General features: G+C 70.8%; 17 protein-coding genes, 1 tRNA gene and 1 pseudogene. 12 read left to right on the top strand and 7 right to left on the bottom strand.

Annotated elements, in window-relative coordinates; translation table 11 throughout:
- Positions 1-5: 5 nt before the first annotated feature.
- The 6 genes from PV343_RS04900 (at position 6) to PV343_RS04870 (ending at position 5,242) form a co-directional block, all read left to right on the top strand.
- Positions 6-407, top strand: coding sequence for a hypothetical protein (locus tag PV343_RS04900; protein WP_319145509.1), 402 nt, complete (start codon positions 6-8; stop codon positions 405-407).
- 291 nt (positions 408-698) lie between these two features.
- Positions 699-772: transfer RNA gene (locus PV343_RS04895), tRNA-Met, on the top strand.
- A gap of 373 nt (positions 773-1,145) precedes the next feature.
- The gene (locus PV343_RS04890) at positions 1,146-1,664 is read left to right on the top strand and encodes a DUF1203 domain-containing protein (protein WP_319145508.1); all 519 of its coding nucleotides are present in this window, start codon (positions 1,146-1,148) and stop codon (positions 1,662-1,664) included.
- Positions 1,665-2,027: 363 nt separating this feature from the next.
- A complete protein-coding gene (locus tag PV343_RS04885) occupies positions 2,028-2,717 on the top strand; it encodes an isochorismatase family cysteine hydrolase (protein ID WP_319145507.1) in 690 nt (229 codons plus the stop codon).
- Between the two features lie 1,245 nt (positions 2,718-3,962).
- Positions 3,963-4,774, top strand: a protein-coding gene (locus PV343_RS04875) for an IS5 family transposase (protein ID WP_319145506.1) whose coding sequence is annotated in 2 segments (ribosomal slippage) — positions 3,963-4,280 and positions 4,283-4,774 — 810 coding nt in all. Because the reading frame shifts where the segments join, the coding sequence is not laid out codon by codon here.
- Positions 4,775-4,852: 78 nt separating this feature from the next.
- The gene (locus PV343_RS04870) at positions 4,853-5,242 is read left to right on the top strand and encodes a hypothetical protein (protein ID WP_319145505.1); all 390 of its coding nucleotides are present in this window, start codon (positions 4,853-4,855) and stop codon (positions 5,240-5,242) included.
- Between the two features lie 92 nt (positions 5,243-5,334).
- Here PV343_RS04870 and PV343_RS04865 read toward each other — a convergent pair whose 3' ends face one another.
- The gene (locus PV343_RS04865) at positions 5,335-5,619 is read right to left on the bottom strand and encodes a Helicase associated domain protein (RefSeq protein WP_387954659.1); all 285 of its coding nucleotides are present in this window, start codon (positions 5,617-5,619) and stop codon (positions 5,335-5,337) included.
- 111 nt (positions 5,620-5,730) lie between these two features.
- Here PV343_RS04865 and galE point away from each other — a divergent pair, with 111 nt between their 5' ends.
- Positions 5,731-6,726: a UDP-glucose 4-epimerase GalE gene (gene galE, locus PV343_RS04860; protein ID WP_319145504.1), complete on the top strand. Its 996-nt coding sequence runs from the start codon at positions 5,731-5,733 to the stop codon at positions 6,724-6,726.
- Between the two features lie 285 nt (positions 6,727-7,011).
- Here galE and PV343_RS04855 read toward each other — a convergent pair whose 3' ends face one another.
- The gene (locus PV343_RS04855; protein WP_319145503.1) at positions 7,012-8,115 is read right to left on the bottom strand and encodes a GlxA family transcriptional regulator; all 1,104 of its coding nucleotides are present in this window, start codon (positions 8,113-8,115) and stop codon (positions 7,012-7,014) included.
- Positions 8,116-8,284: 169 nt separating this feature from the next.
- Here PV343_RS04855 and PV343_RS04850 point away from each other — a divergent pair, with 169 nt between their 5' ends.
- Entirely contained in the window at positions 8,285-9,208 is a 924-nt protein-coding gene (locus PV343_RS04850) for an NADP-dependent oxidoreductase (protein WP_319145502.1), read from the top strand.
- Between the two features lie 168 nt (positions 9,209-9,376).
- Here the strand turns inward: PV343_RS04850 and PV343_RS04845 are convergent.
- Both PV343_RS04845 and PV343_RS04840 read right to left on the bottom strand, forming a co-directional pair.
- Positions 9,377-9,475: pseudogene (locus tag PV343_RS04845) on the bottom strand.
- Between the two features lie 283 nt (positions 9,476-9,758).
- Positions 9,759-10,508, bottom strand: coding sequence for a hypothetical protein (locus PV343_RS04840; protein ID WP_319145501.1), 750 nt, complete (start codon positions 10,506-10,508; stop codon positions 9,759-9,761).
- Between the two features lie 246 nt (positions 10,509-10,754).
- Between PV343_RS04840 and PV343_RS04835 the strand changes: the two genes are divergently transcribed.
- Together PV343_RS04835 and PV343_RS04830 are read left to right on the top strand one after the other, a co-directional pair.
- On the top strand, positions 10,755-13,100 hold the full coding sequence (locus PV343_RS04835; protein WP_319145500.1) for a hypothetical protein: 2,346 nt from the start codon (positions 10,755-10,757) through the stop codon (positions 13,098-13,100).
- A gap of 270 nt (positions 13,101-13,370) precedes the next feature.
- On the top strand, positions 13,371-14,327 hold the full coding sequence (locus PV343_RS04830) for an SDR family NAD(P)-dependent oxidoreductase (protein ID WP_319145499.1): 957 nt from the start codon (positions 13,371-13,373) through the stop codon (positions 14,325-14,327).
- A 66-nt stretch (positions 14,328-14,393) separates the two neighbouring features.
- On the opposite strand, the gene PV343_RS04825 is transcribed toward PV343_RS04830, so the two are convergent.
- Complete coding sequence (locus PV343_RS04825) at positions 14,394-15,830, bottom strand: FG-GAP and VCBS repeat-containing protein (RefSeq protein WP_319145498.1); 1,437 nt, start codon at positions 15,828-15,830, stop codon at positions 14,394-14,396.
- 226 nt (positions 15,831-16,056) lie between these two features.
- Between PV343_RS04825 and PV343_RS04820 the strand changes: the two genes are divergently transcribed.
- Entirely contained in the window at positions 16,057-16,614 is a 558-nt protein-coding gene (locus tag PV343_RS04820; RefSeq protein WP_319145497.1) for an RNA polymerase sigma factor, read from the top strand.
- A complete protein-coding gene (locus PV343_RS04815; protein ID WP_319145496.1) occupies positions 16,611-17,060 on the top strand; it encodes a hypothetical protein in 450 nt (149 codons plus the stop codon). The genes PV343_RS04820 and PV343_RS04815 overlap by 4 nt, the downstream gene beginning before the upstream one ends.
- A gap of 4 nt (positions 17,061-17,064) precedes the next feature.
- Here PV343_RS04815 and PV343_RS04810 read toward each other — a convergent pair whose 3' ends face one another.
- Positions 17,065-17,970: an alpha/beta hydrolase gene (locus tag PV343_RS04810; RefSeq protein ID WP_319145495.1), complete on the bottom strand. Its 906-nt coding sequence runs from the start codon at positions 17,968-17,970 to the stop codon at positions 17,065-17,067.
- 118 nt (positions 17,971-18,088) lie between these two features.
- Positions 18,089-18,484 carry a hypothetical protein gene (locus tag PV343_RS04805; protein WP_319145494.1) on the bottom strand — a complete coding sequence of 132 codons (396 nt, stop codon included), beginning with the start codon at positions 18,482-18,484 and terminating at the stop codon, positions 18,089-18,091.
- Positions 18,485-18,619: the final 135 nt, after the last annotated feature.

The raw sequence follows: 18,619 nt of genomic DNA, 5'->3' as shown, positions 1-18,619 counted from the left end.
ATCCCTTGAGCTGGTCGATGTTCAGGTTCCGCGAGCACTGGGCACACGCGCACGATGTCCAGCAAGAGACGTTCATGGCGCTGGCGGCGATGTACGTCGAGGCCAACCCCACCTATCGCGCGGTGCCGTGGCTGCGCGAATGGCAGGCTTTTTGGCTGAGGTCGATCGGGCGGCAGCCCAACGGCCTCACGGACGTGTGCGCCGACGAGTATCTGACCGACGACGGGCGTGTCGCGCAGTTCCGGGAATTCCTTCGCGACTACCGGTCGTGGCTGGTTGCCTCGGAGGGGCCGCTGCACACGGCCGCCGGGCTGGGCGCCGAAAAACTCGTCGAGTTCACCCAGACCGTCGATGCCGTGCTCGCCGGCGACGACGCACACCCCAGTGTTCAGCTCGTCCAGCGGTGAGGAGCCAACCGCCGCCGCCCGGAGAGGGGGTCGCCACGGCCGCGCCGCATAGCGCTTCCGTGAGAGCGCGATATTGATGTGAGCACGGCGGTTTCAACGTGGTGGCCTTTTGCAGGGGCACGCCGGCGCGTCAGCGGGTGCGGGTGCCTGCACGAGGGCGACGAACTGCTCCAGGGCGAGATCGGTGCGCTCGCATTTCCCGGTGGTGGTCAGGTCGTACAGCAGCCCCCAGGCCGAGAACATCGTCCACGGCTGACGTCCACGGAGCCCCGTGTAGGGTGGTACCACCGACGCGGGGTGGAGCAGCTCGGTAGCTCGCTGGGCTCATAACCCAGAGGTCGCAGGTTCAAATCCTGTCCCCGCTACGAAGGAGGGGCCCGGCGCCAGCCGGGCCCCTCTCATGTTTCCTGGCCGCCAGTCTGTCTTGTGCCACCGCCTTCACTGCCATCGCGGCGCCGGAGGGGCTGCGGTGGCGATCGGCTCACACGGTTCTCCTCCGCTTCCGCGCCCACCGCCCCGGCCCGTGCTCGGTGAGCTTCCAGTCGGCATCCTGGAGCTGTTCGGTAACCTCGGGGCCCCTTTGGGGGGGAGGGGGGGGGGCCGATGCCAAGGGGTCGGCGTCGTGAGAGGCCTGCGTCCAGCGGGTGTGGCTTTCGGCCGGCCTTCTGCGTGGGCGCGCACCAACGTGACGTCCGTTTCCTGCCAGCAACCGCCCGTGCGTCGATCCAGCATGGGCACATGACCAGATACACCGTGCTCCCCATTGACACAGCCATCCTGAAGGAACTGCGGGCTGTCGACGACGCGGGCCGTCCCTGCGCCCCGTACACCGCGACCGGCGCGGACGTGGGCTCTCCGCTGCGCTGCTGCCTGCGCCCCACCACGCTCGGCGAGCGGATCGCCCTTGTTTCGTACGCCCCGTTGCGTCGCTGGGCCGCCACGAGGGGTACCGATCCCGGCGCGTACGACGAACAGGGGCCCGTCTTCATCCATGCCGATGACTGCGGCGGGTCCACTCCTGGCGAGAACTACCCCTTCGCTCGGCCGGGCGCCCTGCGAACCGTGCGCCGCTATGACGCCCGGGGCCATATCGCAGGCGGCCGCCTTCTGGAGATTCCCGCCGACGTCACGACCGGCTTCGATGCAGCCTTCGACGACGCCTTCAACGACCCGGACGTGGTGCTCGTACACGTCAGGGCACTGGAATACGGATGCTTCCACTTCGAGGTGCGACGGCCCTCCGCCAAGGAGCAGTAGCAGCCGTACCACCTGAATGATCGACTTCTGGGGATCGGCCGCGCGAGTCCAACACGGGTGTGTGACAACGGAGTTGGGATCAGTGGCCGCACTCTATGTGAAGACCGATGACCTGCTGAAGGCACCACCGCATATCGCCCGTGGCGGCCCGCAGTAGGCATCGTGCCGCAGCTGACCGACGCCGAACTGGTCACTCTCGCCCATGATGCAGGCCATGCTGGGCTTTTCCTCCGACGCCTCCGGCGGCGCAGTTGGTAGCCGTGCAGCGATACCTCGGCCAGGAATCCCAGGATAGCGAGTTCGAGTATGCTGCTACTCTCGCACATCGAAACGAGGTACCTCGAATCGATGTAGGAGGCGGGAATGACGTATACCGAGGAATGGGTGACCGCACGGGCACAGAACGCCTACGAGCACGGCCGGGCATCGTTCGACATACAGCCCGAACAGACGGCGCTGCTGGTCATCGACATGCAGGACGAATTCGTCCGGCCCGGATGGAGCCCCTACTGGGTGCCCGCGGCCACTCGGATGGCACCCCGGCTGCGGCAGTTGGTCGAGGTATGCCGCACCGCCTCCGTCCCGGTGATCTGGACCATCTTCGACGACACCCATCTCGGACTGGACCGGCCGCACGCCCTGCGGTTCCTCCCACACGCCGACACCGACTGGCGTCGGCCCAGCCCTGCCGAGGTATGGGCCCCGATGGACCACCGCCCCGACGAGGCCCTGATCCGCAAGCCCTCCTACGGCGCGTTCTACGACACCCCGCTCGACACGATGCTGCGCAACCTCGCCCGCGACACGGTCATCGTCACGGGAACGCTCACCAACTACTGCTGCGGCACCACCGCCCGTCAGGCATACGAACGTGGCTACAAGGTCGTCGTCGGATGTGACGTCACGGCCACCGACGACGAGTCCCGGCAGGAACCAGAACTCGCCGTCCTACGCAAAGGGTTCGCGCTCGTGCTGTCCGCAGAAGAGATCGCGAACCGACTGACCACAGTCACCCCTGCCTCAGAGGACCGGGACCGGGCGAACGTTGCCTGATGCGGACTACATAGGCAGCTGCGGCTCAACGGCTGCACCCCGGACATGCTCGACCGTGTCATCAACGGCAGGGCCGCCGACCAACTGCTCCGCCAAGGACGTCCTGTCCAGATCGTCATCAACGCCCTGCGCGAGACTCACTCGTCCCACGCGTCCACCTGCACCGCTCGGGCCATCATCGTGTCCGTACCAGTGGAGCGTGCGATCCAACCCGTTCTCTGACGGCCGTCGGCGTCACCCCTGAGAGGGCCAACTTGTAATCGCTCAACGCTGCGACCTGTGACGTAGCTGTCGGTGGTTGTCGGCGTTGCTCGTCGTTGAGGCCCCTGTAACGGCCCCGGGACGGCCCGTCAAGCGGTGCTGTCAGAACAGTGGATGCTCGTGTGGCAGTGGCTCCCGCACGAACTGGGTGCACCGCTCGTCGCATGCCCCTGGCGTGCATGGGGCCCGCCCTCAGGGCCGCGGTTCACGTTGACGAAGGGTTTGGTCACGGCCGCATCCTGGCGAAGCCCCGCTGCCTGCGCATCAAGATATGCAGCCCATCCCTGCTGGATGTGCCGCATCGGCGACCTACGTGCGCACTTGGTACGCCATGTGTACGCTTTACGACACATCAGCGGTGCCTGGCAGGCCGGGCTTGGTGGTGGTCATGTCCATCGCATGCCGATGGCGGCCAGCTGCTCCACGCGGTCGGGGGAGAGGGACGAGGGACGCGGCTCTGGATCGTTGGTTGCTGACCCATGCTCCTAGTCGCAAGTGGTGTTCTTCCGCCCCCTCACATCCGGCGTTACGGTCGTTTCGATGTGGCTTCTTGGTACGTGCCCATTTGTCGGCTTGGCTGCGCCGTGGCCGGGGTTTCTCGTCATCGGCTGCGGTGATCCCGAGGATGTGCTCCAGCATCCATTGCTGCACACCGGTGAGTTTGTCGTAGCCGAGCTGCTGCGTGCGTACCCATCGTCCGAGGTCTTCGCCCTGGCGTACAACCGCACCTGGTGTCGCGGGGAGTGTGCCGCCGCTGATCGCGCCGTTCCTCCGACAGGGCCCCGGCCGACGACTGAACGGGCAGGCCCTCGGCGCGCCGCTGCTCGTCCACTGCCGCTCGCCGAGCTGCGGCCCGCGCGTTCTTCAGGAATTCGCCTACGCGATAACCCCGGTAGGTGGCGTCCCTACGAGCTCGTAACACGATCTTGTTGATGTGTCCTGGTTGGGTGTGACCGATGTGACGATTCGGCCGTTCGGGATGGTGTGAGTACTCGGCCGTGGACCGTCGATGACGACTTGTGGGCACTGATCGAACCCCTGCTGCCGCCCTGGCCGGAGCGGTCGCCGGGGCCGCGGCCGGTGGCGGACCGGCTCTGCCTGCAGGGCGTCCTGTACGTCCTCTACAACGACGTAGCCTGGCAACTCCTGCCCCCGGAGCTGGGGTTCGGCTCCGGGCAGACCTGTTGGCGCAGGCTGGAGCGATGGCAGCAGGCCGATGTCTTCGATCAGTTGCACCGCATCCTGCTCGCCGAACTGAACGCCGCCGGCGAGCTCGACTGGTCGAGAGCGTGTGTGGACGGCTCCCACATCCGCGCGAAAAAGGGGGCCCCGACACCGGCCAGTCGCCGGTCGACCGGCGGAAAACGGGCAGCAAACACCACCTGATCTGTGACGGACGCGGCACCCCGCTCAAAGTCATCACCACGGCGGCCAACGTCAACGACATCACCCAGACCCTCGCCCTCGTCGACGGCATCCCGCCCGTCGCAGGCCGTCCCGGCAGACCACGCCGTTGCCCCGACGCCCTGCTCGGCGACAAGGGCTACGACTCCCAGGCCAACCGCCTCGAACTGCGCAAGCGCCGGATCCTGCCCGTCATCCCCCGCAGAGGAGCACCGAGCGTCCAGGGCCTGGGCAAACTCCGCTACGTCGTGGAGCAGACCTTCGCCCTGCTCCACCACTTCAAACGCCTTGCCGTGCGATGGGAACGCCGCACCGAACTTCACGACGCCTTCGTCTCCCTCGCCTGCAGCCTCATCTGCTGGCGACGGCTTCGGAAGCCCAAGAGCGACTGACCGGTGTCAGGGCAGGCAGGACGCCAGCAGGCTGCTTCAGCACGTTGGTACTCTCCGCATCTACGGCGAGGAGGGGAGATGATCGTGGGAGCAGAGCCGTCGAGTCCTCCGAGCCGCTGGTTCAGAGGAACTGGCTTTGGGATCCTCTTCGGTGGACTGACCGCAGTGATGTCCACTGCTGCCATTGGGAATGCATGGGCTGTATGTGACATCGGCAACGGCGTAACCAATGGCATGACCTTGCTGTTTCTTGTCCCTCTCATATGGATCGCCGCTGCGGTTCCGTGGGTGATCCTGCACAGCACCATTGGAAGACGTCATCGCAGGACAGCCCTGACTGCAGGGCTCATCTTCACCCTGTGGTTCACCTGGTTCCTTGTCACATGGCTCGGCATGCCGGACTCCTACCCTGCACCGTTGTGCCCGGGCAACGTCCCACCTTGGTGGCCGAGCTTCATCCCTGCATGACTCCGGCGAAGCCTGTGAAACTTGGCAGCGGCACCCTACTCAACAGCACCCCCGACCAGCCGCTGCACGCCAGCAAGATCGTGTTACGAGTTCTACGCGATAACCCCGGTAGGTGGCGTCGGTCGGTGCTGCGACGTGCCCGATTCCTTTGCCCATCCGCGGGCGGCGGCGAGTCCTTCTTCCCAGGCGACGTCGTAGTGGGACCAGATCATGCCGAGTTTCTCCAGCTGCGCCACGCGCTCAGGACTCATGTCGCCGCGGGCGTAAGCCCTTCGTGCGTCGGCGGCCCATTGTCCTAGCGGGAACGCGGCGAAGGAGGCCGGCCACCCCTCGCCGCCCTCCACCTCCGCTTCCCGGTCGTCGCCCGCGACGGGCATGCGGGTACCACGCCGGGGAGCCCGAGCCGCCGCCCCGGCCGCCGGGCGTCTCCGCTAGCCTGGCCGCTGCTCGCCCACGGGGGCTGCAACGAGGCTGGGAGAGAAGACGTCGTGGTGAAAGTCCTGATCGCCGGGGGAGCCGGATACATCGGCAGTACGGTCGCCTCGGCCTGTCTGGACGCGGGTATCACCCCCGTCATCCTCGACAACCTGGTCCGTGGCCGCCGCGAGTTCACCGAGGGCCGCACCTTCTACGAGGGCGACATCGCGGACGGCCCCCTGGTCGACCGGATCTTCTCCGACCACCCGGAGATCGCCGCAGTGGTGCACTGCGCGGCGCTGATCGTGGTGCCCGAGTCCGTCGCGGACCCGATCGGCTACTACGAGGCGAACGTGGCCAAGAGCCTCGCCTTCGTACGTCACCTGCACCGCAACGGCTGCGACCGGCTCATCTTCAGCAGTTCGGCCTCCATCTACCAGTCCGAGGACGGCTCACCGGTCGACGAGGACTCGCCGCTGGCGCCGCAGAGCCCCTACGCGCGCACCAAAGCGGTGTGCGAGGAGATGTTCGCCGACATCGCCCTGGCAGGGCCGCGCGTACTGTCGCTGCGCTACTTCAACCCCGTCGGCGCCGACCCCCGGCTGCGCACCGGACTCCAGCTCAAGCGGCCGAGTCACGCCCTGGGCGTGCTCGTCCAGGCTCACCAGGAAGGGCGTCCCTTCCCCATCACCGGGACCGACTACCCCACCCGCGACGGCTCGGGCATCAGGGACTACGTGCACGTCTGGGATCTCGCCGCCGCCCACATCGCGGCGATCGAGCGCTTCGACTCCGTCGTCGCCGGCCCGCGGCGCTCCATCGCGATCAACCTGGGCACCGGCTCGGGCACCACGGTCAGGGAGCTGTGCGCCGCGTTCAACAACGTCGTCAGCACACCCTTGACGACCGTGGACACCGACAGACGGCCCGGTGACGTCGCCGGCAGTTACACCAAGAGCGACCGGGCGGCCGAACTGCTGGGCTGGACACCGAAGCTGTCCCTGGAGGACGGCATCCGCTCCGCCCTGGACTGGATGCCGGTACGCGACGAGTTGCTCAAGGACTGACCCCCTTCCCCTCCGGGGGCGTGCCTCAGCCCGCTGCCGGTACCGCCGACGATCGACCTCGCGGGCGAAGCAGAGCCAAGCCCTGGCGGCGACGTGCCCGCGCAGTGCCGATCCCCGCACCTACGACGAGAAGTACGCGCACGGGTGCGAGCCGTGCCTCCTTCACGAACGAACCCGTCAAGGTCGTCACCCCGCCGAGGAGGATGAGTTCAAGGCGCCCCCGAGCGTCTTGCTGAAGCCCGTGTCCGCAGCGGCGCTTTCGTCGCCGATGGTGTTGTGTGCCGTTCATGGACCGGCGGGGGCCACGTCGTGGGGGCTGAAGGTGCGGCGGTAGGCGGCGGGGGAGACGCCGAAGGCGGTGCGCATGTGGGCGCGCAGTGAGTTCGCGGAGCCGAAGCCGGCCCGGTGCGCGACCAGGTCGATGGGCAGGTCGCTGGTCTCCAGCAACTGCTTGGCCAGTTCCAGGCGTTGAGCGGTGAGCCACTGCACGGGGGTCATGCCCACCTCGTCACGGAACCGGCGGGTGAAGGAGCGCAGACTCATCCGGGCGTGTTCCGCGAGCTGGGTGAGGGTCAGTGGCTCGCCGAGGTGCTCCAGAGCCCAGGCCCGGGTGGCGGTGGTGCTGGCGACGGTGGGCTCCGGGACCGGGCGGTCGATGTACTGGGCCTGCCCTCCGTCCCGCCACGGCGGGACGACGCACATGCGGGCGGCCCGGTTGGCGGCGGCCGCTCCGTGGTCGCGGCGGATCATGTGCAGGCACAGGTCGACGCCGGCGGCCACGCCCGCGGAGGTCAGCACGTCGCCGTCGTCCACGAACAGGACGTCCTCGTCGACCTTGACGCGCGGATAGGCGCGGCGGAACTCCGGGGCCAGGTTCCAGTGGGTGGTGGCGGGACGGCCGTCGAGCAGCCCGGCGGCGGCCAGGACGTAGGAGCCGGTGCAGATGGACACCAGCCGCGTGCCGGGGCGGATACCGGCGATGGCGGCGGTGACCGCCGGCGGCAGTGGGCCGCCACGGCCCAGCTCCGGCATGGCGTGCGTGGGCGGCACGATCACGGTGTCCGCGGCGGCCAGCGCCTCGGGACCGGCCGCGGGCTGCACACTGAACCCGGCGTCGCTGAGCACGGGCGCGCCGTCGGCGGTGCAGACGGTCACGTCGTAGAGCGGGCGGCCCTCGGCGTCCGCGACGCTGCCGAACACGCGGGAAGGGATCCCGAGCTCGAAGGGCGGCACGCCGGGCAGGGCGAGCACGGCGATCCGGTGCCGCCGCCGCGCCCCGCGCGACGCCCGACCCGGCGCCCCTTCGACCCGCTCGGGCGAGCACGACGGCCGTGGGCCGTCCTGCCGCTCCCACCCGTCGCCGATGTCTGTCTCCCGCATTCCGCTCATGGCCAGATCCTGTCACATGGTGGCCAGACGGCCAACACCACGGGCGGCCGCGGTGCCCGATCGTTGACTGCGTCGCCACGGAAAGCGCTGTGGCGGCGACCGAACCGAACCGGCGGCATCGGCTCCGGGCCGATCCGAGCCGATCCCGAAGAAAGACGAGGCAGACAGCATGCGCGCGGTGATCGTGGAGCAGTGGGGCGGACCCGAGACCCTCATCGAGAAGGACGTCGAACGCCCCGAGCCGGGCTTCAACGAGGTCCTGGTACGAGTGCACGCGGCCGGAGTGAACCCCGTGGACTGGAAGACCCGCGCCAGTGGGGCACTGATCGACTGGGGCACCGTCCCCGCGGTCGGCTGGGACGTCTCCGGCACCGTCGAGGCCGTCGGCCCCGGGGTGAGCCTGTACCGTCCCGGCGACGAGGTCTTCGGCATGCCGCTGTTCCCGCGCCAGGCGGGCGGCTACGCCGAGTACGTCGTCGCACCGGCCCGCCACTTCGCGCCGAAGCCGACGGGACTCACGCACGTGGAGGCGGCGGCCCTGCCGCTGGCCGCCCTCACCGCCTGGCAGGCCCTGGTGGACACCGCCGGGGTGCGCCCCGGTGAGCGGGTGCTGGTGCACGCGGCGGCCGGCGGGGTCGGCCACCTGGCGGTACAGATCGCGAAGGCCCGCGGTGCGTACGTGATCGGCACGGCCAGCGCGGGCAAGCACGACCTGGTGAAGGAGCTGGGCGCCGACGAGGTGATCGACTACCGCGCGGTGCGGTTCGAGGACGTGGTGGGCGACGTCGACGTGGTGCTGGACGGCCTCGGCGGTCAGAACGCCGAGCGGTCCCTGAAGATCCTCAAGGCGGGTGGCCGGCTGATCACCCTGCCCGGCCCCGACGACGTCCCCGCCGCCCCGGAAGGCGTCCGTGCGGTCTGGATGCTGGTCGAACCCGACCACCTGGGCCTGCGTGAGATCGCCGCCCTGGTCGAGCGGGGCGCGCTGAAGCCGGTCGTCGACACGGTCCTGCCGCTGGCCGAGGCGGCGAAGGCCCACGAGATCGGCGAGCAGGGCCGCACCACCGGGAAGATCGTCCTGACGGTCGCCTGAGTCCGGCGGCAGCGACCGGCCGGCCCTCGAGCGGGCCGGCCGCCGGCAGCGGGGCGCAGGTGCCGGTTCCGGTGCCGCTGGCGGGGGAGTGGCGCCGACACGCGGGGGGAGCGGGTCGGCACCGGCAGCCGGGGCCGACCGGGGCCGACGACCCAGGCGTGTTCCTCATGGCGGAGAGGGCAGGATTCGAACCTGCGTGGGCCCCAAGGGGGCCCGACCGTGAGCTGTGCTCGTTGGTCCCCGATCAACCACTCCGGGCACCTCTCCTCGCTCCCGATCCGCCCCTGCGGGCGGCCCGTTCACATGGAGAACACTGCCAGGCTCCCCTGACGCATCGCTGACGCCCATCTGACGCAGCCGCCCCGTCCGGCTGTACGCCGCCGCCAGAATCCAGGACCGCCTCGTTAGCCTGGAGGCTCGGCCGACCGTCCGGCGCCCACGCCACTGCCTCGCGTCCTGCGCTGAGCCACGCCGTCGTGCCCCTGCCGCCAGCGGGCATGGAGCGAATCCGACCTGCCGCTTACGCCGTCGAGTGTGCCGCGGCGGATGCCTACGGAAGCCGGTCGTAGGTCCTGAAGGTGTACGAGGCGTCGTAGGACAGCAAGTTGCCGGTGGCCGCCGGCAGGCCGAGGCGTCTGCCGAGGAAGCCTGTCAGCGGTCCGCAGCGTTCGGGAGCGGGCGCGCTGAAGGTGTCGTCGTACGCCGAGAACTCGATCACCGGTGGGTCCTGGGAGACCCACTTCGAGGGCCCCGAGCGCTTCACCTGGAAGTCGACCGGCTCGCCGGCTCCGATGGTGCAGGTCCGCGGCAGCAGCGGGCTCAGCAGACGGAAGCGCAGGCTGAGCCGGCCGGTGTAGAAGTCCGAGCGTCCGCCGTACTCGGGCTGTATCGCAAGGCCGGTGATCGGGGAGTGCGCACCCGTCGGTGTGCCGGTCAGGCCACCTGGTACGGCGGTCGGCGCACTGTGCATCGCGCCCCACACCCCTCCGTCGGTGCCGTCCGGAAGGGGGCCTTCGGCGTGCGTCATGGTGATCGGTGCGAGCGCCAGCGTGATCTTGCCCATGGCCAGCTTCGGCGCCGCCGTGTGCACCTCGCATCTCCAGCGTGCCGGATCCACGCCCTCGGGAAGCGCCGGGCAGTCGGTGTAATCAGTGGCGGACGGGGTGTCTGCCGGCGCGGCGTGGGCGGCACCCGCTGCCCAGACCCCGGCCGCGCCCGCCAGGAGTGCGGCAGCGGTGGCGGGGGCGACGAGACGGCGGAGGAGTGAGGGACCGCGGCGAGCGGCGGTGGTTTCCGACATGTCATCAGCGTGCCGCCCCTGACGCACCGGCCACATCGGTGACTCCCCCCACCTCGACCCGGACATACCCCTGACGGCACGTCAGGGTGTTCCGCCGCTACCAGGGCATGACGGTGGCCGATGCCGAAAACACTTTGTGGGGGCGTACCGTCGCCGCCTACTGTCGGCTCATCGACGTGTAGCTCAGCAGCAGAGCACCGGGCTCTACACCCGGAGGGCGCGGGGGCGGGACCCGCCACGTCGGCTATGAACGACGACGCTGAGCAGCAGCACCTTGCCCAGGCGAACCCCGGATACGCGGCCGGTCAGCTGGCCGCCGCGTTTCGCGCGGCCGTCGCCCACCCGGATCCGGAGACCCGCCGACGCGGCGCCGAACGCGGACGCAGGTGGCGGGCGGTGCTGGACGGGATGGCCAACGGACTGCTGACCATCGGTTCCCGCACGCCCGTGGCCGGACTGCCCGCGTGGGTCACGCCCGAGGTGGTCCGGGGCGGCTTCGCCACCGGCGAGCCGAGCGCGGGCGGCCCGCTGCTCGAACACGAGATCGCCACCGCACGTCGCGTCGATGTGACCGAGAACCGGCGGGCGCTCTTCGCGTACTTCCTGTCCGAGGACGGGCTCGCGCATCTCCACGCCCTGCTCGACAACGGCCGCTACGAGGTGACCGTTCCCGAGGAGGCCGCGCTGCTCACCGTCGCCTGGCTGGTCCGGGCCGGGGAGCCGGACGCCGCGCTCGACCTGGTGCAGGAACTCGCGCCGTTCGCCGACCGGCTCCGTTTCGGCCCGCGGCCGGCCGACCGGCCCGCGCCCCCGCCCGACGCCGTGCACCGCTCCACCGTCGCGGACGCCCGTGCGGCGCTCGCCGCCCGCTGCCCCAGCACGGCCGTCGAGACGCAGCGCGAGGCGCTTGCCGTCTGGCAGCCCTTCGGTGACGAACTGCTGGCGCACTGGCTGGAAGTGACAGACCCGCAGGGCCGCATACGCCTTCCCGGCCCCGCCGACCTCTGGCACCAGCGCTCCGGCGCGCTGCTGCACCGCTACCGCGACCTCGTCCGGCGCCACACGTACTGCACCAAGCACCTGAGGCCCAAGGAGAACCTCGCCGTCCTGCGCGGCGCGCTGGAGGAGGTCGTCGCCGCGGGGGAGCTCGCGCCGCGGCGGCTCGGGCTGCTGCGGCACGCCGTGTCCGCCATGGTCCGCAAGCGCGGGCTGCCTGGCTCCGCGGAGCACTCCGCACTGCGCCGACGGCAGGCCGCCCACGCAGCGCTGCCCTCGCACCACGCGCTGGCCGGAGTCGTACTGGGCCGTCTGTCCGGCCTGCCACGGGACGGTGGGGTCGACGAGGTGGAGCCCCTCCTGGCCCCGGTGAGCGAGCGGGAAGCGCACGAGACCGGTGTGCCCGCGGGCGCCGTCGTCCCCGCCGCCGTGCGCCGGCCCGTGGAGGCGGCGCTCAGCGCGCCCGTCGGCACTCTCGTGGAGCGCGGCGTCGTACCGTCGGCGGAGGTCCTGGCCGAGCTGGTCCCCCAGGTCGTCGCCGCCACCACCGCCGAGCTCCACAGCGACCCGGTTCTGCGGTCACTGGCCGCCGCCCACTACCGCGCCTTCCGCAACCGCCGCTCCCTGCTGCTGCTCAACCTTCAGCGGCAGGTCCGGGTCGAGGAACTGCCTTGGGTTCGGGCTGTGGCGGCCGAACGGACCGGCTCCGGCGCGGATGAGGCGGCGGTTGAGGCGCTGCGGCAGCTCGGCGGACTCGCGGTGCGCGCCTTCCCCGGGACGATCCTGCCCAACCCGCTCGTCCGCGAGCTGGCCGTGCTGACCCGCCAGGCGGAACTGGGCGCGCCCTTCGTCGAGGAACTCGCGGCCGACATCTTCATGGGCACGTTCACCCCGAAGTTCCTCACCGCCGCACGGATCGCGGCCGAACTCCTGGGCGGGGGCTCCCTGTACGAGCGGTACTACGCCATCGACTACGCGGCGGTGCGCAACCTCGCCGTCATCGAGGCGGCCGACTCCTCCCTTCGGCCGGAGAGGGCCCGTACGTCGGCCGGGTTCGCCGCGCTGTGCCGGCAGCGGGCGGCGCAGTTCGCGCCGGGCACGGGGCGGTCCGGTTCCTGGGTCGCGGGGAACGGCACGGTGATCGAGCAGGCGCAGATCCTCACCACCCACAACCTGGCCACCCTGGTCCACCGGGTCGGCATCGATCCCGGAGCGGGCTGGGACGACCTGGCCCTGCGGTGCTTCGACACGGTGTGCCGGCTGACCGGGCGCGTCCACCGCAACCCGCGGCCGCTCGGCACCATCAAGGACGCCGCCTATGCCTGGCGGCAGATGGTGTTCCACCTGTCCCTGTGCTCGCCCGACCAGCAGCGGCACGCCCTGGAGCGTGTGGTGCGCGCATGCGCGCAGCAGCCCTGGCACATCGCCGGACGGCTCAGCCCCGCACTCACGGGACTCCGGCAGGTCCTCTCCGGCGGTCAGGCGGACGACGGTACAGGGCGCCGTCTGCTGGGATGGAGCACGGGCGGCCACTGGCTCAGGGAGGAGCCGGCACCCGGTCCGCACGTACGCCGGGCGGCGGCACGACGGCCGTGACTCCGGGCATGTGGACGCCGGAGGCCGGGGACCTGCCAGGGGAAGGGCGACCGCGGGCCGGATGTCCCGACCACTGAGGGACGTGAACCGGCGCGGCTTGCCCTTGCCGGGATGGTCGGCCGCGGGCGACGGGGTCGAGGAGAGCGGTGTCAGGCATCTGTCGGCGCTGAGCGCGATCTGTCGGTGTCGTGTCGGCGGGGGGTGCGACCTTGGGCGGGTCGGTGCTCCCCCCGTGAGCATGCCGCCCCAGAGCGCAAGGAGCCTATCATCGTGTCTTCGTCTTCCTCGTCCCAGAACCGGCCGTGGGACGTTCACCGGCTGCCGCGCGCCGAGGGCAGGGTCGTCCTGGTCACCGGGGGTAATGCCGGGATCGGCTACTTCGTCGCGGAACAGCTCGCCGCCACCGGCGCCGTCGTCGTCCTCGGCAGCCGGGACCGCGCGAAGGCCGACGCCGCCATGGTCTCGATCCGCTCGCGCGTCCCCGGCGCGCGCGTGCGGCACCTGCGACTGGACCTCGCCGACCTGTCGTCCCTGAAGACGGCCGTGGAGGGGCTGGCCCTCGACCATCTCGACGCGGTGGTCCACAACGCGGGGGTCGCGCTCGACGACCCGCCGCGTCGGGAGACCGAGGACGGCCACGAGCTGATGTTCGGCACCAACCACCTCGGCCACTTCGCGCTGACCCAGTGGCTGGCCCCCCTGCTGTCCGCGGCGCCGGCCGGCCGCGTCGTGACCGTGGGAAGCTTCGCGGCGCGATCCGAGCGACTGGACCTGGACGATCTCCAGTCGACGCGGGACTACCGGCCCAAGCGCACCTACGGCCGATCGAAGCTGGCGCAGATGTGCTTCGGCTTCGAACTCGATCGCCGACTGCGTGCCCTCGGCAGCACGGTGCTCAGTGTGGTCGCCCACCCTGGCGGCGCACTGGACTCACTCACCCCGTCCCGCCCGCCGGTATGCGTGACAACCCCCGGCGAGCGGCTGCGCGCCTTGCCTTCCCGGCTCCTGGTGCAGGGCAAGGACGCTGGAGCATGGTCCGTCGTCCGTGCCGTCATCGACCCCGAGGCGCGGGGCGGGCAGTTGTGGGGACCGAGGGTCTTCGGCCTCCGGGGCGTACCGCGGCTCGAGCCCGTCCCCTCCCACATGGCCGACCCGGTCGTCGCCGCTCACCTGTGGGATGCCGGCGGTGAGCTGGTGGGCGCCGATCCGTACCTCGGCTTCCGGTAGGCGCGCGGCCGCGCCCCGGGCGGACGTCCGGTGGCCGACGGCGACGGTCGGCTCGGACAGCCGGGCTCACTCCCGGTGAAGCGTCGGTCGCAGGGGTGTGACGACGTCGTCGGGCGTGAAAAGGCGTGCCTGGCCGGGGTCGAATCCGGCGTCGGTGCCCGGTAGCACGAGATATGCGCCTCTGCGCTGCTCGTACAGCGGCGCGTAGACGACCGCGTCCGCGTGAGCGTCGCCGTTGACGTCGAGCAACGGTGGCCGGTGGCCGAAGGCGTTCCAGTGAGAGGGGTTCGGGCTTCCGGGCAGTCCGTCGCTCTCGGCGTCGATCTCCTGTTCCCCCTCCAGGGACTGGGCTCCGTCCGTACCGCCGTACAGCAGGGTCACCTTGCCGTCGTGGCGCCGGAAGCCCGGGGTGTTGACCACGACATCCGGTCTGCCGTCCCCGTTCACGTCGCCGACGGTCGGCGTGGAGCCGAAGTCGACACGGCGCCGGTCGGCGGGGCGCGTACCACCGACCACGGTCGGCACGCGGCCGGTGCCCAGACCGGTCTTCGCTCCGTACAGGATGGTCAGAGCACCGCCCGCACCCGGCATGTCCGCCGGCGCTACGGTCAGTTGAGTGGGCACCAGCAGGTCGGTGAGGCCGTCGCCGTCCGCGTCGCCGGCGGCCGGGGCGCGCACACCGTCCTGGGTCGCCGCCAGGTGCTCGATGGCCGCCTCCTGGCGACCGTCCCGTACGAGTCCGTGCTCGCTGCCCTCGTACACGCCGACCGAGTGAAGGCCCGTGGGCACAGTCTCCTCATCGTCCTCCTCGGCGACGTAGGGGTACGTCAGCACCACCTCGGCCCTGCCGTCGCCGTCGAAGTCACCAGTGGTCGCCGTGGCGGGCGTGACACCGCGGCGGCCCAGATCGAGCTCGGCCTGCCTGGCCGATGCCCCGGCCCGGTCGATGGGGCCGTAAAGGATCCGGCCCTCTTGGCTCCGCCCGGTGCTGTCGGGGTCGCCGTGCCCGCCGTCGAGCAGGTCCGCGGCGCCGTCGCCGTCGAAGTCGGCGGCGGCCAAAGGGTGAAAGCCGGCGGGCAGGCCGATCCGGCGGGCGGTGCCCAGCCCGTGCGCGCCGCCGAACAGAGCGAACGACTCGGAGTCGGTCACGCTCACCCCACGGCTGCCGACCAGGTCCGTGAAGCCGTCGCCGTCCAGGTCGGCACGCAGCGGCGGCGACAGGAAGGTCGCGTTCCGTCCGCTGCCGGCCGGCGTCCGCCGTGCCGTGGCCGTGTCCAAGCCCGCTCGCGACCCGTAGACCACGAGCAGATGCGCCGCGTACCGCTCGCCGTCGGCCGCCTTCGATTCCACGACGTCCACGAAGTCGTCGTAGCCGTCGCCGTTGAAGTCTCCTGGGTCAGGGTGCTCGGCGGGCTCACCGGCGGCGGGCCGGGCGACCGGGTGGCCGGCCGTTGGGTGGTGCGCGCCGCTGCCCGCGACCGTGAGCAACAGGGCACATCCCATGACGGAAGCGGACCGGCGGCGCATACGCATGGTGGACTCCAGGAGAACCTGCACGAACAGGGACGGCACCCAAGGGCTTTCGCGGGATTGACTTCCGAAGCACTCACAAGGTTGTCCCGCTGTTACGTCAGCCCGCCGAGCGCCCCTTCTCCGAGGTGTTTCCGAGGCGGGCCCGACCGGGAGCCCACCACGGAGAAGCCCTCAAGCACCCACCCACGAACCGGTAGTGTCCGCGGTGATGGACGGCTCAGGGGGAGAAGCGCAGCCGCCGTGGGATGCCGTGGCCGGGCTGGTGCGGGCGGCGCGGGCGGGTGACGCGTTGGCCATGGACGAGGTGCTGAGCGTGGTGACGCCGTACGTGACCCGGCTGTGCCGGCCGATCGCCCTGACGGATTCCGAGGATGCCGTTCAGGAGGCGCTGACCGCGGTCTTCGTCGGGATGCGGGGGCTGCGCGATCCGCAGGCCTTCTACGGGTGGGTGCGTACGGTGACCGTGCGCGAGGCGGTGCGGGTGGCGCGGCGAACGGCCGTCGAGCGGGCCGTCGATCCCGGCGAAGTCGCCCGCCTGAGCGGCCTCGTCAGTGTCGGTGAGGGCGAGCTGTCGGCACAGGTGCGGGACGTGCTCGCACGCATGCCCGTGCACCATCGGGCCGTGCTCGTCCTGCGGGAGCTTGAGGAGCTTGATGAGCGAACCGCAGCCGAGATATTGGATGTCGCGCCGGGCACGGTCAAGTCCCGCCTGCACCGCGCCCGTTCGGCCTTCCGGAAGGCGTGGCAGCCATGAGCGTTGACGCCGTGACCCGGCTGCGGTTGATGGCCGCGGGCCTGCACACCACGCTGTACGCGGAGGAGCACCTGGACCTGCCGTACGAGAAGGTGTGGGCGGTCGCTTCGGATCTGGCGGGTGAACTGCCGCACTTCGTACCCCTGTTGCGCGAGTTCCGTGTCCCGCCCGGTGACGCGGATCGCAAGCGCGCCCTGGCGGTGGGACCACTGGGCAGCTGTAGCGCTTTCGACGTGCGGCTGGCTCCCGGCTGGTGCCTGATGCAGTCGCGGTTCGTGGTGGGGGGCATGGCCGCCGTACCGGAGAGTGACGGCACGCGCTTCGCCGTGCTCGGCGCGGCGCGTCCCGCCGCCCTGCGGCCGATCCAGAGGGCGTACGCCTTCGGGGTCCGGCGCAGGCGGGCCTTCATCCGGAAGGTCGCAGGGCGGGCGGCCTTGCGCCCCTAGCCGTTCAACGCCTCCTCGCGAACAGCTCCTTCATCGCCTCGGCGACCACGTGGGGCCTCTCTCGGGGCAGGAAGTGGCCCGCGCCCGGCACGATCCGTACGCTGAGGTCGTCCGCGTGGCGCTCGCCGCCGGCCAGCATGGACGGCGGTATCACGTTGTCCCGCTCGCCTCCCAGCAGCACGGTCGGGACGGTCAGCCGCTGCTCGCGCCCCCTGCCGCGCAGCAGCGCCGGGATCTCCCGGACCACGTACTGCCAGAACATGGCCTGCCCGGCATGCGCGCCGGCCTGGGTCGCGGCGCTGAACTCCGCGAGCTCGTCGGCCTGCCACAGCGACCGGTCGGCGACCTGGTGGCGCAGCAGGAAGCGGGTGAACGCCGGCCAGCGGCGCAGCACGGCACGGCCGATCACCGGATACTCGACGAAGGCGGTGTACCACTGCCGCCACAGGTTCGGCAGGACAGCCCGGTGCCGGGCCCACGGGTGCGCCATGTTGAGAGCCAGGTAGCCGCTGAAGCGCTCCGGTGCTCGCAGGCAGAGCCGGAAGCCGACGTGGGCGCCCCAGTCGTGCCCCACCAGATGCACGCGGTCCAGCCCGAGTACGTCCAGCAGCGCGAGCATGTCGTCGGCCAAGCCGTCGATGTCGTATCCGCGCGGGGTCTGCTCCGACCAACCGAATCCCCGCAGGTCAGGGCAGATCAGTCGTTGGCCGGCGGCCACCTGGACGGCGACCCGGTGCCAGGCGAACCAGTGCTGCGGGAAGCCGTGCAGCAACAGGACCGGCGCCCCGCTGCCGTACTCGGCGATGTGCAGCCTGATGTCGCGCACCTCAAGCCGGCTGTGCTTCGCGCCCTCGGCGTGCGGCAGCGGTCTGCCGCCCGCGGGCGCCACCGACGTCGTGCTCGATGTCATGGGAAACACCTCTCACCTTCGGCGGGCCTCCGGAGGGCCCGCTTCGGCATGCCAGGAGGCGGGGCCGAGCGAAAAGGTTCCCCGGCGAATGCGTCGAAAGGTGACCTGTACTCACCCGTCACGGCGTCGCCCGGGACTCCCGATGGCGGTTGTGCCACGCGATGGCGCGTCGGATCTCCGGCTCGTGCAGGCCGGTACGGCACCCGAGTTCCTCCACGGAGAGGACGGGCGGCCCGTGGGTGAGCGCGCGGGTGATCTTGGCGGCCCACAACTCCTCCTGCGTGTAGGGCCGACGCCGGTAGATCTCCCGCAGGACGTCGAGGTGGTCCGGCCCGCACGCCGTGACGAGCCTGAGGCCGTCGAACCAGTCGTTGTGCCGGCTCACCGAGGACGAGTCGGGTACGTGGCGGCGCACCACATCGTCTTCCGGGAAGGTGGCCCCGCACAGATCGCACAGCTCGAGACGGATCACTCGCGCCTTCTCCGGCTGCCGTCTGCGTTTCCTCTTCCTCATCGCCTCTCGCCACCGCTGCGGTCGGGGAAAATCTGTCCGATCCCGTACGTCGTACGACGCGGTCCGGGAGGACAACAGAGGGCTACCCGCGGCCGCCGACGCCGAAGCGGGGACGGGCCGCGGCCACTCTTACGC

Source organism: Streptomyces sp. WI03-4A (assembly GCF_033792105.1).
In the GTDB taxonomy this organism is placed as follows: Bacteria; Actinomycetota; Actinomycetes; order Streptomycetales; family Streptomycetaceae; genus Streptomyces; species Streptomyces collinus_A.
Note: the sequence above shows the minus strand (reverse complement) of the source record. Positions and strands in the feature narration are given on the sequence as shown.

Bases quoted from the DNA above. Each gene is read 5' to 3' on its own strand.
- PV343_RS04855 (WP_319145503.1), bottom strand. From the start codon at position 8,115: ATGAGCGGAATGCGGGAGACAGACATCGGCGACGGGTGGGAGCGGCAG.
- PV343_RS04850 (WP_319145502.1), top strand. From the start codon at position 8,285: ATGCGCGCGGTGATCGTGGAGCAGTGGGGCGGACCCGAGACCCTCATC.
- PV343_RS04840 (WP_319145501.1), bottom strand. From the start codon at position 10,508: ATGTCGGAAACCACCGCCGCTCGCCGCGGTCCCTCACTCCTCCGCCGT.
- PV343_RS04825 (WP_319145498.1), bottom strand. From the start codon at position 15,830: ATGGGATGTGCCCTGTTGCTCACGGTCGCGGGCAGCGGCGCGCACCAC.
- PV343_RS04865 (WP_387954659.1), bottom strand. From the start codon at position 5,619: ATGCCCGTCGCGGGCGACGACCGGGAAGCGGAGGTGGAGGGCGGCGAG.
- PV343_RS04835 (WP_319145500.1), top strand. From the start codon at position 10,755: ATGAACGACGACGCTGAGCAGCAGCACCTTGCCCAGGCGAACCCCGGA.
- PV343_RS04885 (WP_319145507.1), top strand. From the start codon at position 2,028: ATGACGTATACCGAGGAATGGGTGACCGCACGGGCACAGAACGCCTAC.
- PV343_RS04890 (WP_319145508.1), top strand. From the start codon at position 1,146: ATGACCAGATACACCGTGCTCCCCATTGACACAGCCATCCTGAAGGAA.
- PV343_RS04810 (WP_319145495.1), bottom strand. From the start codon at position 17,970: ATGACATCGAGCACGACGTCGGTGGCGCCCGCGGGCGGCAGACCGCTG.
- PV343_RS04815 (WP_319145496.1), top strand. From the start codon at position 16,611: ATGAGCGTTGACGCCGTGACCCGGCTGCGGTTGATGGCCGCGGGCCTG.
- PV343_RS04805 (WP_319145494.1), bottom strand. From the start codon at position 18,484: ATGAGGAAGAGGAAACGCAGACGGCAGCCGGAGAAGGCGCGAGTGATC.
- PV343_RS04870 (WP_319145505.1), top strand. From the start codon at position 4,853: ATGATCGTGGGAGCAGAGCCGTCGAGTCCTCCGAGCCGCTGGTTCAGA.